The organism is Rubrivirga aquatilis (assembly GCF_046845665.1).
Lineage (GTDB): Bacteria > Bacteroidota > Rhodothermia > Rhodothermales > Rubricoccaceae > Rubrivirga.
Genome location: NZ_CP177355.1, coordinates 3,108,105 through 3,122,161 on the forward strand (window position 1 = coordinate 3,108,105; position 14,057 = coordinate 3,122,161).

14 protein-coding genes are annotated in these 14,057 nt (G+C 69.8%); 10 read left to right on the forward strand and 4 right to left on the reverse strand.

What is annotated here, in order from left to right; genetic code table 11:
* Window positions 1-42: 42 nt before the first annotated feature.
* The 6 genes from ACLII4_RS13725 to ACLII4_RS13750 all read left to right on the forward strand — a co-directional run bounded on the left by ACLII4_RS13725 (window position 43) and on the right by ACLII4_RS13750 (window position 6,488).
* Complete coding sequence (locus tag ACLII4_RS13725; protein WP_412067967.1) at window positions 43-846, forward strand: toll/interleukin-1 receptor domain-containing protein; 804 nt, start codon at window positions 43-45, stop codon at window positions 844-846.
* A 161-nt stretch (window positions 847-1,007) separates the two neighbouring features.
* Complete coding sequence (locus ACLII4_RS13730; RefSeq protein ID WP_412067968.1) at window positions 1,008-1,538, forward strand: DUF1877 family protein; 531 nt, start codon at window positions 1,008-1,010, stop codon at window positions 1,536-1,538.
* An 859-nt stretch (window positions 1,539-2,397) separates the two neighbouring features.
* Window positions 2,398-2,916 (forward strand): hypothetical protein, encoded by a 519-nt coding sequence (locus ACLII4_RS13735; protein WP_412067969.1) that lies wholly within the window; start codon window positions 2,398-2,400, stop codon window positions 2,914-2,916.
* Window positions 2,917-3,084: 168 nt separating this feature from the next.
* Complete coding sequence (locus tag ACLII4_RS13740; RefSeq protein ID WP_412067970.1) at window positions 3,085-3,933, forward strand: hypothetical protein; 849 nt, start codon at window positions 3,085-3,087, stop codon at window positions 3,931-3,933.
* Window positions 3,934-4,123: 190 nt separating this feature from the next.
* Complete coding sequence (locus ACLII4_RS13745; protein ID WP_412067971.1) at window positions 4,124-5,290, forward strand: serine hydrolase domain-containing protein; 1,167 nt, start codon at window positions 4,124-4,126, stop codon at window positions 5,288-5,290.
* Between the two features lie 292 nt (window positions 5,291-5,582).
* The gene (locus ACLII4_RS13750) at window positions 5,583-6,488 is read left to right on the forward strand and encodes a hypothetical protein (RefSeq protein ID WP_412067972.1); all 906 of its coding nucleotides are present in this window, start codon (window positions 5,583-5,585) and stop codon (window positions 6,486-6,488) included.
* 118 nt (window positions 6,489-6,606) lie between these two features.
* Here the strand turns inward: ACLII4_RS13750 and ACLII4_RS13755 are convergent, their stop codons facing one another.
* Together ACLII4_RS13755 and gltX are read right to left on the reverse strand one after the other, a co-directional pair.
* Window positions 6,607-7,257 (reverse strand): CDGSH iron-sulfur domain-containing protein, encoded by a 651-nt coding sequence (locus tag ACLII4_RS13755; RefSeq protein WP_412067973.1) that lies wholly within the window; start codon window positions 7,255-7,257, stop codon window positions 6,607-6,609.
* 92 nt (window positions 7,258-7,349) lie between these two features.
* A complete protein-coding gene (gene gltX / locus ACLII4_RS13760) occupies window positions 7,350-8,852 on the reverse strand; it encodes a glutamate--tRNA ligase (RefSeq protein WP_412067974.1) in 1,503 nt (500 codons plus the stop codon).
* 283 nt (window positions 8,853-9,135) lie between these two features.
* On the opposite strand from gltX, the gene ACLII4_RS13765 reads away from it, so the two are divergent.
* The 4 genes from ACLII4_RS13765 to pstB are packed head-to-tail and all read left to right on the forward strand — an operon-like array spanning window position 9,136 to window position 12,867.
* Complete coding sequence (locus tag ACLII4_RS13765; RefSeq protein WP_412067975.1) at window positions 9,136-10,140, forward strand: PstS family phosphate ABC transporter substrate-binding protein; 1,005 nt, start codon at window positions 9,136-9,138, stop codon at window positions 10,138-10,140.
* Window positions 10,137-11,081, forward strand: a complete 945-nt coding sequence (gene pstC, locus ACLII4_RS13770) for a phosphate ABC transporter permease subunit PstC (RefSeq protein WP_412067976.1) — start codon at window positions 10,137-10,139, stop codon at window positions 11,079-11,081. The genes ACLII4_RS13765 and pstC overlap by 4 nt, the downstream gene beginning before the upstream one ends.
* Before the next feature lie 50 nt (window positions 11,082-11,131).
* A complete protein-coding gene (gene pstA / locus ACLII4_RS13775; protein ID WP_412067977.1) occupies window positions 11,132-12,022 on the forward strand; it encodes a phosphate ABC transporter permease PstA in 891 nt (296 codons plus the stop codon).
* 44 nt (window positions 12,023-12,066) lie between these two features.
* On the forward strand, window positions 12,067-12,867 hold the full coding sequence (gene pstB, locus ACLII4_RS13780) for a phosphate ABC transporter ATP-binding protein PstB (protein WP_412067978.1): 801 nt from the start codon (window positions 12,067-12,069) through the stop codon (window positions 12,865-12,867).
* 27 nt (window positions 12,868-12,894) lie between these two features.
* Here the strand turns inward: pstB and ACLII4_RS13785 are convergent, their stop codons facing one another.
* Together ACLII4_RS13785 and ACLII4_RS13790 are read right to left on the reverse strand one after the other, a co-directional pair.
* On the reverse strand, window positions 12,895-13,371 hold the full coding sequence (locus tag ACLII4_RS13785) for an anti-sigma factor family protein (RefSeq protein WP_412067979.1): 477 nt from the start codon (window positions 13,369-13,371) through the stop codon (window positions 12,895-12,897).
* Entirely contained in the window at window positions 13,371-13,967 is a 597-nt protein-coding gene (locus tag ACLII4_RS13790) for an RNA polymerase sigma factor (RefSeq protein ID WP_412067980.1), read from the reverse strand. The genes ACLII4_RS13785 and ACLII4_RS13790 overlap by 1 nt, the downstream gene beginning before the upstream one ends.
* Window positions 13,968-14,057 lie beyond the last annotated feature (90 nt).

A 14,057-nucleotide genomic window follows, 5' to 3' on the forward strand; every position in this document is an offset into this window, starting at 1 on the left:
GGCCGTCGGGTGAAGTACTGGTTATGCCGCCTCTGATACGCCGTGTCATTCTCTGATCCACAGCAAAATCTGGCTCTCCCGCACGCGATTCAGAAGCGAGTGGATGCGATGTTTGCTGGTTCGACTGGATTCTCAGGTCCTGAGATGGTTGAGTATTTCTCTCGGCTCGACCCCAACATTGAGCAGTACGCATGGTCGGGCGGGATGCCGAGCCGGAAGCAGATCCTTCGTGACTGTCTTGCTCGTTTTCCGAAGGCTCGGCAGTTGAGGATCTTGACCGACATGATGGACCCTGGCAACTACGGGAAATACAGCGCGCCTTCCCAGGAGGACCAAGACTTCCTTTTGAGTTGGATACAGTCGCAGTCCCGAAGCAACCCGAAGAGTTCTGCAGCGTCTCCATTCCAGAGAATGTCGTTGCAACAAAGCCGCCCTCAACGGTGGGACGTGTTTGTCTCCCACGCTTCTGAGGACAAAGCAGCCTTTGCTCAACCGTTAGCGGAAGCCCTGCGCGACCGTGGCCTAAAGGTTTGGTTTGATGCCTTTACGTTAACGGTAGGAGACAGCTTGCGACGCTCTATCGACCGAGGGCTCGCCCAGTCCAGGTTCGGAATTGTCGTTTTGAGCAAGGCATTCTTCGAAAAACATTGGCCCCAGCTTGAACTGGACGGATTGGTAGCACGCGAATCCGAAGGCACTAAAGTGGTTCTGCCCGTGTGGCATGGGGTTGACCAAGCCCACGTGCGTCGCCACTCGCCACTGTTAGCAGATAGACTGGCAGTGTCGTCCGCGCGTGGGCTCGATCATGTCGTTGATCAACTCATGCAAGCCATCGAACCTCAATAGATCACATTCGGGCGGCATAACCCGCCGCTGCAAGCCGACGAAGGGCTTCAGCGTTCTCAGTTCGTCCGAACCTCGACGCTACTTTCGCTTCGTTCTGTCACTGTGCCGTAAGCCCTTCGCGGTTGAGCGGCCCTCTGTTACACCGCGCTCCTTGCTCAACTGTGGGCCGTCGCACGTACCTCACCCCGCTCCCGGAGCCCAGGCTCAACGTCCTGCGGGGCAGCATCGACGCTTGGCTCGAACTGGAACGCGAGCGGGAGCTTGCGACGGAGAGCCGCGACTACGCCAGCCTGGACAAGGCGGCCGACGCCCTTCTCTTCCTGCTTGACCCTGTCCGGCGTGCGAAAGACGGGGCGACGGACGAGACGCGGGTGGCATCCACGCCGGCCGGCGCCGGCGCGGTCGGGTGGCACCCGATGCCGGAGTTCTACCTCGCCGAGCATGACTACCTCCCCCGCTACAGCACGGCTGAGGAGGTGGCCGAGACGGCGCGGGCGCTCGGTCTGGTGGAGTTCAACGCCGTGCTGTCGGCGCACGAGCCTGCGCTCGCGGGGGCGTACGTCCACACGCCGTTGAGCCGGCCGCTCGTAGAACAGGACCGGCGGTACCTCCGGGGGCGGTTCGACACCATGCGGGCCTTCTACGAGACGGAGGCGGAGAGGGGCCACGCGGTGTTCGTCGAGTACTCGTGACCCCGCGCGGTGTAACCCGCGGCTGCAGGCCGACCCAGGGCTCCGGCGATCTCAGCCGCTCCGAAATCCACCGCATCCATAGCTTCCGCCAGTCCACGGCGCCCTCAGCCCTGTGCGGCTGACCCGCAAACTGTTAGGCGGCGCTTGAACAGCGCAACCTGGCTTGAAAGCCATCGTAACTCGGCGCTCCTTTCCTTACTCTCCGATGCGCCTCGCCACCGCCTGTCTTATTGTCGCCTGCCTCACGGGCTGCGCCTCAACCCGGACTGCTCAGTTCGAGGACCTCGCAATCCCGACCGGCTCGAACGTCGCCGTCGTCCGCGTCCCGCTCGCCCCGGACTCCGCTCGCGCCACCGTTGAACGCTCGCTTCGCCGGGCAGGCTACAGCGTTGATGCTGACGCCGCTGGGATCCTGCAGACCTCGCTCCATACTGTCGGATCTAGCGTCCTCCTCGCCGTTCGCGCCCGAGTTCAACCCGATCGCACTGGGAGCATTGTCGAGATGCGGGGCTACTGGAGGCCAGGTGGGGCACGAGGCCAACTCGTCCGATTCATTGAATCAGGTGACGAGTCAGTCGAAAAGGCTCAATGGAGCACCACTGACCGACCCTACACGTATGCTTTCGGTCGACTGGCTGAGTTAGCATTGTCGCTCCCGGGCTCGTCCGTGACATTCGCTCAAGAGCGAGAGGAGTAGAGTATGTGCCTGGCGCCGCCTAACTCGCCGCTGCAGGCCGACCCTACGCGCCAACTCTTTCAGTCTCGCCGACCGCTACCGCCAGTCATAGCTTCGACCCACCGCTACACCTCCAACTACGGGCGGCTGAGCGTCTAACTGTTCTACGGCGGCTCCCGACCTATGCGCCCGACGATTACAGCCCTCTCCCTTGTGCTCGCGGTGCTTCACGCCGCGCCGGCGAGCGGGCAGGTCCTCCCCGCTGGTGAGGCCGTCGAGGCGGTCACTCGAATGCTGGCCGCTTACGACCTCTCCTACCCTACGGGGTCGGACCGAGCGTGGGACTTCAGTGCGCACGAGGGGGCCGACCCCTACGCCCACATGGCTGACGTAAACGGCGACGGCGAGGCCGACGCGGTGGCAGTCGGGGCACGGGAGGACGCCGCGGTCCTGATCGCCTGCCTCTCAGAACAAGCCGAGCCGGAGTGCGGGGTGGCGACGTTCGAGGCGGGCGCGTTTGACGGCCTCCGAGTCAAGCTCTGGGACGCGGGAGCCCCCCCACTTGGCCCGAGCGTATACGTGTGGGTCGAGTCGTGCGACCTGTCAGAGCCGACGGATAGCGGCTTGTCAGCCGCGACGTGCTCGGGGGGCGGATACGCCGTCGAGGACGGGCAACTCGTCTACGCCGGGTCCTTCAACTGAGCGGGTGCCCGCCGCCGCCGTAGAACCCGCAGCTGCAGGCCGACACCGGGCTCCAGCGTTCTCAGCCGCTCCGACCGCCGCTGCTTCCATAGCTTCCGCCGGTCCACCGTGCCCTCAGCCCTGTGGGGCTGAGCCGCCATCTGTTCTGCGGCTCCCGTAGCTTGGTAAATGGCTGAGACCGAAGAACAATCACCCGCGTCTTATCCCGAGCCGTCGACAGAGCGCCCGAGGCGGGCGCACACCATCCTCGGTCGCCTGTCGCAGGCTGTGCGAGAGCAGAACTGGTTCGCAGTCGCGCTCGAACTCGTCATCGTGATCGCCGGCGTGGTGATCGGCTTCCAGGTGACGGCCTGGGGGCAGGCCCGTGCCAACGTGGCCAAGGAGCAGGCCTACCTCCGCCAGATCGTCGCCGACCTCGACATGTCCGTGGCGAGACTCGATCGTGAGCAGCCGTTCTTCGCGGAGACGGACCGCGACGCGGCCCTCCTCGTTCAGGCCTTCCGCACGCCCGAGCGACCGGAACTCGACTCGCTCCTCCACTGGCGGCAGTGGGCCGGGTACTACAGGTTTCCGAGGGTCGTGACCGCAACGGCGGACGGGCTCGCCGCGACGGGCGACCTCGCGCTCATCCGTGACGACTCGCTCCGGTCCGTCCTCGCGATGCTCCCGTCCGAGGTGCAAGGGTTTGTGGTTGCGGCGGACTTCCAGAACAGCGAGATCCGCCGCGCTGTGCACGGGCTCAACGAGGGGATGGACAAGGTGGAGGCCGAACTGTCGAAGTACTCCGACGCGGATCGGGACTCGGTTGCCCGCGCGGACCCGATGTCGTTCTTCCCAGCCGGGGAGATTCGGCGCCCGTTCCCTGTCGTGGTAGAGGGGATCCTAAGCGACGACCAACTCTACGCTCAAGCTGTAACCCTCCTTGACGCCCGCCGGGACCAACGCAACAACAGAAAGGCGCTTCGGCGGTACCTCATTGAGCTTCGGGAGATCGTTGACGCCAGCATGGTGGAATAGCTCTGTCCCCAAGCGGCTCACCTCTCGACAAAGGTGAGGATCAAGCCGCAGAACCCACCGCTACTGGCCGACAGCACGCGCGAGCGTTCTTGCCTCGTCCATGCGCCGGTGTCTACGTTGCCTCGTCCCGCCCGCCAGTCGTCAGCGTGCTGCGGCTGAGCGGTCACCTGTTATACCGCCCGGTGCCCGAATGATGGCATGGCCCACGTTCGCCTGCGTACTCGCGCTGCTTGCTGCGTGCTCGACGCAAGCGGCCTCTGCGCAGACGGAGGCGGAGCGGATCGACGCGCTCATGGCCCGCTACCACGCGCTCGGGCTCTTCCACGGGGCCGTCGTAGTCGCTCGGGACGGGGACGTGGTCTACGAGGGCGGGTTCGGCCTCGCCGATGCCACCTGGGGTGTCCCGAACGGGCCCGACGTGAGCTACCGGATCGCGTCGGTCACGAAGCCGATCACCGCGCTCCTCGTCTTCCAGGAGATCGAGCGCGGCGCGCTGAGCCTCGACGCCCCGGCCGCCGGATACCTCCCCGACTTCCCAGCGCCCATCGACCCCCGGATCACCGTCGCCGACCTCCTCATCCACGCCTCGGGGATCGTGGACTACGCCAACGACCTCAGCGACGACGAGTACGCCGCGCGCTACCTCTACCGGCGCGTGCCGGCCGACTCGGTCGTGGCCGCGATGGTCCGCCGGCCCCTGGAGTTCGAGCCCGGGACGGCCCACGACTACAGCAACACGGGGTACGTCCTGATCGGCCTGATCCTGGAGGCCACTTCGGGGACGCCGTACTGCGACCTCGTCCGCGAGCGGGTGACCGAGCCGGCCGGCATGACGGGGACCGGGTGCGCGCTGTTCGAGCCGGTCGTGGAGGGGATGGCGACGGGGTACCGCCTCGGCGACGACGGCCGGCTCACCCACGCCCCGTTCGAGCCGAGCACCTACGCCGAGGGCGTGCTGTACGCGACGCCCCGCGACCTCGTCCGCCTCGACGCGGCGCTGCGCGAGGGCCGGGTCCTCTCACCCGCGATGCAGGCGGTGATGGCGGAGCCGCGCGTCCTGACGGACCACGTCGGCGACGACATGGGGTTAGGTCTCATCCACTCCGAGGCGTACGGGGTCGAGTCGGTCCACCGCCGGCCGGGCGCCGGGGCCGACAGCGTGACGGCGTACGCGATGGGCGGGGGCATGCCGCCCGCGTGGACGGCCATGTGGTACCGGGTCCCCGAGGACGGGGTCACCATCGCCGTGATGAACAACGCGGGCGCGCCGCCACCACTGTACCCGGAACTGTTCGACATCCTCTACGGAAGGCCGTACTCGCTCCCGGCGGAGAGGACCGACACCGAGGCCCCATGAGCGAGGGCGGTAGAACCCGCCGCTGTAGGCCGACCGGGGGCGCGAGCGTTCTTGGCTCGTCCGAACGTCGGCGCCTACCTTCGCTCGTCTACCCGCCGTGCCGTCACCCCCGGCGGCTAAGCGGCCAGCTGCTCTGTTGATAACCACGCGACACTCCGGTTAGGCGTCGGTCGCACTCCCGTCAGTCCCCATCTCGAGCCGCTTGCCGACATCGGAGCTGAGCAGCCTCGTCGAGCTTCTCAACAGAGCAAGCCGCAATCTGTTAGCCCGCCTCCAACTGTAATCAGCTTGCATGGGACACAGAGCGAACTATGCGCTTCGGCAGGGAGGCGATGTCACTTTCGGAAAGAACCGGTGGGGCGCCCTCGGCATCCCTGATCTTTTGTTCGGCGGGTTCGAGCGCGTCGCCGATTACGTGAGGTCCTCGCAGGTCGAAGGCGCCGACCGGCTCTACGACAACACCGACTGTGAGGGGTGTGTCCTCGTTGACGCTGATGAGCGGGTCGTCCTCTTCGACGGGATATCGGAGTTGCTAGAGGAGAGCCCCTTGAGGCAGATCGCGATCGCGGCTCTCCGACAGGATTGGCCAGGGTGGGCCCTTCGTCACGCCCAGCGCGGCATCTTAGACGTCGGAGAACATCTCGCCCTCGACGCGGACACCATGAGACGGCTCGGGAGCGACGGGCCGCTTTACCACAACGTCGACGAGGAGGACGTCGTTGATCCGAAGTACCCGCAGAACAGGGGCTCGGCACGTACTGAAGTCATAGTGGCGGGGCCGGACCGCACGTCGTCCTACCTCAGCGAGCACGCCGCGACCGCCTTGCTCGCGTACGGTCCACGGATGACCGTGCTACTCGAAGCGGCGCCGGCCGCCGCCATAGGGCTAGGACAGAAGCTCCATGCCGTAATCGAGGTCGCCCATCATTCCCAGACCCTCGCCCTCTGGCAAGACGTCCCGGAGTATCGAGCCCTTGAGAGGGTTCGCTCAAGTTGGCCAAGTTGGAAAGTGAGGGCGGCCGATGCGCGGGCCGCCGGGGCCATATCTCAGCACCCGACAGCCCTCTCTCTTTCAGAGACGGAAGCCCTGGCGGCTGTAGAACGCTTTGCCTCGAGGTCGGGACAAGAGAGGGCGGGCGAGATGGGAGAGCGTGCCCTCGCGGCACTCTCTGAGATACGCCGTGCTCGGGCGGGCTAACCCGCGCTTGCAGGCCGACCGAGAGGGGCAGCGTCCCCGACTCGTCCCAACGGCGCCGCCAGCCATAGCTTCGTCCCACCGCTGTGCGTCACCTCCCGGCGGCTGAAGCGCAAACTGTTCACGCCGCCACGAAGCCCGCCTCGCGGTGGCTGCCGTCGCAGAACGGCTTGTTCTGCGAGTGCCCACACCGGCACAGCGCCGCCTTCGCCTTCGTCACCGCCGTCCCGTCCGACGCCACGATCGTCACCGGCCCGGCCACCAGCAGCGGGCCGTCCGGCCGGGGCGTGAGGGTGAGCACCGCGTCGACCTCCGCCGTGTCAAGCAAGGTCCCCGTGTCTTCGAGGTGGCCAGGGTCCGCAAATGAGTCGAGGTGGCTGTTGTCGCAGAGCGGTTTGTTGGCCGAGAGCCCGCACCGGCACAGCGCCACGCGCGTGTCGCGCAGCAGCACCTCCCCGTCGACGGTCTGCACCGTCACGTCGCCCGACACGTAGAGCGGGCCGTCCGCCCCCACCACGATCTGGGCCGTCTCCAGGGTCGGCTCCGGATCCGTCCCGTCCGGCGCCTGCAGGTGGAGCGCCCCCGTCGGGCACCGGCGGACGACCGCCAGCAGGGCGTCGGGGTCCGCGGCGTCCGGATCGATCCACCGCCGTCGCGATGTGTCGAACGCCTTGGGCAGCCCGTGGACGCACGCCGCGAAGTGGATGCACCGTGCCTTGTCCCAGGTGACGGTGGCGTCGGCGCCTTCGTACGTGTACGACTTCGAGTCCATGGCTGCGGGAGTTGGGGAGCCCAACAGTACGGCGCCCCCTACAGTCCGCCCCGCTGGCGCCCGCCCGCCGCCGCGCGACGGACCACCCTCTCCTACCCCGCCTGCTCCGATTTTTGCCCGTCCGCCTCGGCCGCCGCCCGCCGCAGGCGCCGCACGACGGCGTCGCGCCCGATGAGCACCAGCGTCTCGAACAGCCCGGCCCCGACCGACGTGCCGGTCGCCGCCAGCCGCACGGGGTGCACGATCCGCCCGAAGCCGACGCCCTCGTCCTCGGCCAGCTGGCGCATCGCCGCCTCGGTGCTCTCGACGGTAAAGGTGTCGGCCGCCGCGAGCCGGTCCGCGTACGCCGCGACGAGCGCCGCGCTGTCCTCCTTCCACCGCTTTTTGAGGCCCCCCGCGTCGTACGTCACCGGGTCCTGGAACAGGTACGTCGCCTCGGCGAGGTCGCCCACCTTCGCCAGCCGCTCCCGCAGCAGCGCCGCCGCCGCAACCAGCGTGCCCTCGTCGACTGGCCCCACGGCCGCCTCAACCGCCGGGCGCGCGCGCGCAGCGATCTCTTCCGGCGCCAGCGCGCGCACGTGCTGGCCGTTGAACCAGTCCAGCTTGTCGATCGAGAACTGGACGCCGCTCCGCCCGATCCGCGCCACGTCGAACGCCTGCGCCAGCCCGGCGAGGTCGAACAGCTCGCGGTCGTCGCCCGGGTTCCAGCCCAGCAGCGCCAGGAAGTTGACGACGGCCTCGGGCTCGTAGCCCGCCTCGCGGTACTGCGACACCGAGACCGGAATCCCCAGCCGGTCCGCCGAGCGCTTCGAGAGCTTGCCGCCCGTGGGCGACAGGATCAGCGGGAGGTGCGCCAGCCGGGGCGCCTCCCACCCGAGCGCGGCGTACATCAGGAGGTGCTTGGGCACCGACGACAGCCACTCCTCGCCGCGGATCACGTCGGTGATCCCCATCGCGTGGTCGTCGACGACGTTGGCGAGGTGGTACGTCGGCATCCCGTCGCTCTTGACGAGCACCTGGTCGTCCACCTCCGTGGTGTCGAAAGCGACCTCGCCGCGGACGGCGTCCTCGAACGTGATCGTCTCGCCCTCGGGCACCAACAGCCGCACGACGTGCTCGTCGCCCGCCGCTAGCCGCCGCGCGGTCTCGTCGGCGTCGAGCGTCAGGGAGTTGACCATCTCGCCCCGGGTCGCGAGGTCGTATCGCGGGCTCGGATTCGCGTCCGAGCGGTGGCGCTCCTTCATCGCCTCGATCTCGTCCGGCGTGTCGAAGGCGATGTAGGCGTGCCCCTCGTCGAGCAGCCGCTGCGCGGCCTCGTCATACAGCGCCCGCCGCTCCGACTGCCGGTACGGGCCGGCGTCGCCGCCCTGCGTCGGGCCCTCGTCGACGGTCAGGCCGGCCCACGCAAGCCCGTCGAGAATGTCCTGCTCGGCCTCGGGCACGAACCGCGAGCGGTCGGTGTCCTCGATGCGGAGCACGAACGTCCCGCCGGTCTGCCGCGCGAGCAGCCAGTTGTAGAGCGCCGTGCGGAGCCCGCCGATGTGGAGCAGGCCGGTGGGCGAGGGGGCGAAACGGACGCGGGCGGGGGCGGACATGCGGACGGTCGGAGGGGGGATCCCAACCTATCCCGCCCCGCCCCGGCCGACGGTGAGGCTTGCGGAAAAGCGGGGGCCGGCGGCCGAGCGGCGGGCGGCGGCGCGCCCGCGAGAGGGCGCGGGGGCTGCTGCACGCCCCGAGCCCCGAGAAGAGAGCACGAAGCGCGGGCCACTCGGGGCCGCAAAAGTGCCCGTTCAGAATCCCACGAGGCCCCGCCTCAATGTTACGCATTGGTAACATCCGGAGGCGAACCGCACGGGGCACACGAGGAGTTTGAGGGCCATGCGACACCTCGCCCTCTTCCCGCTCCTCGTGATCGCCGGCTGCGCCGGCTGCGAGGACGCCGACCCCACCGGCCTCGCCGGCGCCGTTACCGTCGACGGCTCCTCGACGGTCTTCCCCCTCGCCGAAGCCGTCGCCGAGGAGTTCATGCGCGACCATGGCGGCGTCCGCATCACGGTCGGCGCGAGCGGGACCGGCGGTGGGTTCGACAAGTTCGCGCGCGGCGAGACCCACGCCTCCAACGCCAGCCGCGTCGTCAAGGGCGAGGAGCTCGAGGCGCTCGGCGCCGCGGGCGTCCGGTTCATCGAGCTCCCCGTGGCCTACGACGGCATCGCCGTCGTGACGCACCCCGCCAGCGACTGGGTGGAGTGCCTGACCACCGACGAGCTCCGACGGATCTGGGAGCCGACCTCCGCGGTCGAGACCTGGGCCGACGTCCGCGCCGGCTTCCCCGCCGTCCCGATCGCGCTCTACGGGCCGGGCACCGACTCGGGCACCTACGACTACTTCACCGAGGCGATCACGGGCGAGGAGGGCGCCAGCCGGACCGACTACACGGCGTCCGAGGCCGACAACGTCCTGGTCCAGGGCGTCGCGGGCGAGGAGGGCTCGCTCGCCTTCTTCGGGCTCGCCTACGTGTCGGAGAACCCGGACCGCCTCAAGCTCCTCGGCGTCGACAGCGGCGACGGGTGCGTGGTCCCGACGCCCGAGACCGTCCAGTCCGGCGCGTACGCGCCGCTGGCCCGCATCGAGTTCGTCTACGTCAATGCCGCCGAGGCCGACCGGAATCCGGCGCTCGACGCCTACGTCCGGTTCTTCCTCGCCATGGCGGGGCCGCTCGCGACCGAGGTCGGGGCCGTGCCGCTGAGCGACGAGGGCTACCGGCTCACCACCGAGCGCTACCGCACCCGGTCGACGGGGAGCGTGTTCGCCGGCCGCGTCGGCACGCAGGTGGTGGAGGTGCTCCGGGAGGCCGCAGCGCCCGTCCGCGTCGCCGCTCGATGAGCACCCTCCCCTCGCGCGCCGCCGCCCCGTCGGCCCCGCGCGCGCCCTCCTTTGAAGGGACCGTCTCGAAGAGCGCTCGCGAGCGGACCGTCGGCGGGCTCCTCGCCGCCTGCGCCCTCGTCACCGTCGCGACGACGCTCGGCATCGTGGCCGTCCTCGTCTGGGAGACCGTCGGGTTCTTCCGGCAGGTCTCGCCCGTCGAGTTCCTCACCGCGACCGAGTGGACGCCGCTCTTCGTCGGCGGCCAGTTCGGGGTCTGGCCGCTCGTGGCCGGGACTGTCCTCATCACCGTCATCGCGGCCGTCGTGGCGCTCCCGCTCGGGCTGCTGGCGGCCGTCTACGTGAGCCAGTTCGCGAGCGCCGGGGTCCGACGCGTCGTCAAGCCCGCGCTCGAGCTGCTGGCCGGCATCCCGACGGTCGTCTACGGCTACTTCGCGCTGACCTTCGTGACGCCCCTCCTCCAGGCCGTCATCCCCGGGCTGGGCGTCTACAACGCGCTCTCGGCCGGGCTCGTCGTCGGCGTGATGATCCTGCCGCTCGTGGCGTCGCTGTCCGAGGACGCGCTCCGGGCCGTCCCGCGGCGGCTCGCCGAGGGCGCCTACGCGCTGGGCGCGACCGAGGGCGAGGTCGTCTGGCAGGTCACGATCCCGGCGGCGCTCAGTGGCATCGTCGCCTCGTTCATCCTGTCGCTGGGCCGGGCCGTCGGCGAGACCATGATCGTGGTGCTGGCGGCCGGCGCCACGCCCGCGCTCACGCTCGACCCCCGCGAGAGCGTCCTCACCATGACCTCGTTCATCGTCAACGCGACGCTGGGCGACGCGGCCCAGGGCTCGGCCGTCTTCCAGAGCCTGTTCGCCGTCGGCCTCTTGCTGTTCCTGATCACGCTCGCGATGAACGTCGGCGCCCAACGGGTCGTCCGCCGCTTCGCCGAGCGGGCCTAGTCCCGCCCGAGGCCCACGGCACGCCGACCTACCCACCACGCACCACGACTGTGACCGCTCTCTCGTTCGATCTCACCGCGCCGTCGCCCGCGCTCGCCCGTCGGCAGCGCCGGGGGCGCGTGTTGCGCGGACTGTCGCTGGCGGCCGTGGCCGTCGGCCTCGGGACGCTGGCGGCGCTCCTCGGGCAGGTCTTGGTCGACGGGCTCCCGTGGCTCAGCGCCGACCTGCTGACCGAGTACCCGTCGCGGATCGCCGAGCGGGCCGGGCTGAAGGCGGCGCTCGTCGGGACGTTCTGGCTGATGCTCGTGACGGCCACCGTCGCCGTGCCGATCGGCGTCGGGGCGGCCGTCTACCTCGAGGAGTACGCCCGCCCGGGACGGGGTCTGGATCTCGTCTCGGTCAACATCGCCAACCTCGCCGGCGTGCCGAGCGTGATCTACGGGGTCCTCGGGCTGGCCGTGTTCGTGCGCGTGCTCGGGCTCGGGGCCAGCTTCTTGGCCGGTGGGATCACGCTTGCGCTCCTCGTCCTCCCCGTCATCGTGATCGCGACCCAGGAGGCGCTCCGGTCGATCCCCAAGGGCGTCCGCGAGAGTGCCTACGCGCTCGGCGCCACGCGCTGGCAGGTCGTCCGTGCGCACCTGCTGCCCCTCGCGGCGCCCGGCGCGCTGACGGGCGTGATCCTGGCGCTCAGCCGCGCCATCGGCGAGACGGCCCCGATCCTCGTCGTCGGCGCGGCCACGTTCCTGGCCTTCCTCCCGGCGACGCCGCTCGACGCCTTCTCCGCGCTCCCGGTCCAGATCTACAACTGGGCGTCGCGGCCGCAGGACGAGTTCCGCGGCCTCGCCGCGGCCGGCATCCTCGTGCTCCTCGCCGTCCTCCTCGTGATGAACGGGCTCGCCCTCTGGCTCCGCGACCGCGCCGAGCGCCGGACGGCCCGCTGACCTCTCCCCCCATGTCCACGACCACCGCCCTCCCGCCCCGTCCCATGCCCCCCACCGTCCTCCCCCGCCCCGCCGCCGTTCGCGCCGAGGCGGTCGAGGCCCGTTCCGCGCTGGAGGTCCGCGACCTCTCGGTGTGGTACGGCGCCACCCAGGCGCTCCACGCCGTCTCGCTCGACGTCCCCGAGCGGACCGTCCTCGCGATGATCGGGGCGTCGGGCTCGGGCAAGAGCACGCTCCTCCGGGCGATGAACCGGATCCACGAGCTCACGCCCGGCACGCGGACGGAGGGCGACGTCCGCGTCGACGGCCAGTCGGTCTACGGCGCGGCCGACCCGGCGCTCGTCCGGCGCCACATCGGGATGGTGTTCCAGGCGCCGAACCCGTTCCCCAAGAGCATCTTCGAGAACGTGGCGTGGGGCGCGCGGGTCAACGGGCTCGACGGCGACCTCGACGACCGCGTCGAGGAGGCGCTCCGGCAGGCGGCCCTGTTCGACGAGGTCAAGGACCGGCTCCACACGTCGGCGTACGGGCTCTCGGGCGGCCAGCAGCAGCGGCTCTGCATCGCGCGGGCGCTCGCCGTCGAGCCGGCCGTGCTCCTGATGGACGAGCCGACGAGCGCGCTCGACCCCCGGGCGTCGGCGCTCATCGAGGAGACCGTCCGGGCCCTCGCCGACCGCTACACGGTCGTGATCGTGACGCACAACATGCAGCAGGCCCGCCGCGTGAGCGACCGGACGGCGTTCATGGACGCCGGCCGCGTGGTCGAGGTCGGGCCGACGGAGCACGTGTTCCTGTCGCCGACGGAGGCGCGGACGGAGGCCTACGTCACGGGCCAGTTCGGCTGATCGGGCCCCGCTGCCGACCCCGCCGCCCTACTCCCGTTCGGCCTCGACGGTCACGCCCGGGTCGATCACGTACAGCGTCCCGTCTGCCAGCACCGCCTCCACCACGCGTTCCGGCGCCTCAGCGACGGCCGGCGACGGCGACAACACGGTGCCGATGGCGACCGCCAGGCCGGCGACCGCGAGCAACGCGCCGACGGACACGCGGCGGCGCAGCGCGCCGCCGAGAGGTGCGCGCTCGGCGGCGCGGTCCGGCGCTCGCCGCGACTGCCGGCGCATCTGGTCGAGCCGCGCGAAGAGGGCCGTGTCGGCCGAGGCCGGGACCGCGAGGGGCTCTTGGCGGGCCGCCAGCCGGAACGCCAGCAGGGCGTCGAACTGGGCCCGGCACCCCGCGCAGTCGGCCAGGTGCGAGAACAGCGCGGGCTGCAGCGCCCGGTCGAGCTCGCCGTCGACGTACTCGTTGAGAAGGACCTCCGCGTCGTCGGAGCAGGGAATCGCAGTCGTCATCACGAGAGGGAGGCGCTTGGGACGGGGACCACCGCAGGTCCCGGCGCCTCGTCGGGGTGGAGGAGCGGGCGGAGCGTGGCGCCGATCTCGCGCCGCGCCTTGAACAGACGGCTCTTGACGGCCGACACGGTCGACTTGGTGACGGCCGCGATCTCGGCGTAGCTCAGGTTCTGGTACTCGCGGAGCACCACCACCTCGCGATACGACGGGGAGAGCGCGTCGAGGGTGCGCGAGACGAGTGCGGCCTGCTCGCTCCGGAGCAGGTGCCCGAACGGCGTGACCCCGGGCGAGGTCGGCTCCGGCGCGTCGGGCTCGAACCCGACCTCTCGCCCCCGCTTGCGGAGCGCGTTGAGGCATTGGTTGCGCGCAATCGTGAACAGCCACGCCTTGAACGAGGTCGTGTTGAGCAGGCGGCCCCGGTGCTCGTAGGCGCGAGCGAACGTCTCCTGCAACAGGTCCTCCGCCGCCGTCTTGTCGAGCAGCATCTTGGCGCAGTACCCGTAGACGGCGCCCTTGTAGCGGTCGTAGAGCGCGACGAACGCGAACTCGTCGCCCTGGCGGAACGCGTCGATCAGGGCCGGGTCGTCAGGAGGCATGGCAGGTCGTGGCGGGGTCTCACAGGACGAGACACGCCAGCCAACGGATCGTTGCTCGACGTTCGCACTTTCTCGAGGGGAAGGGGGAAG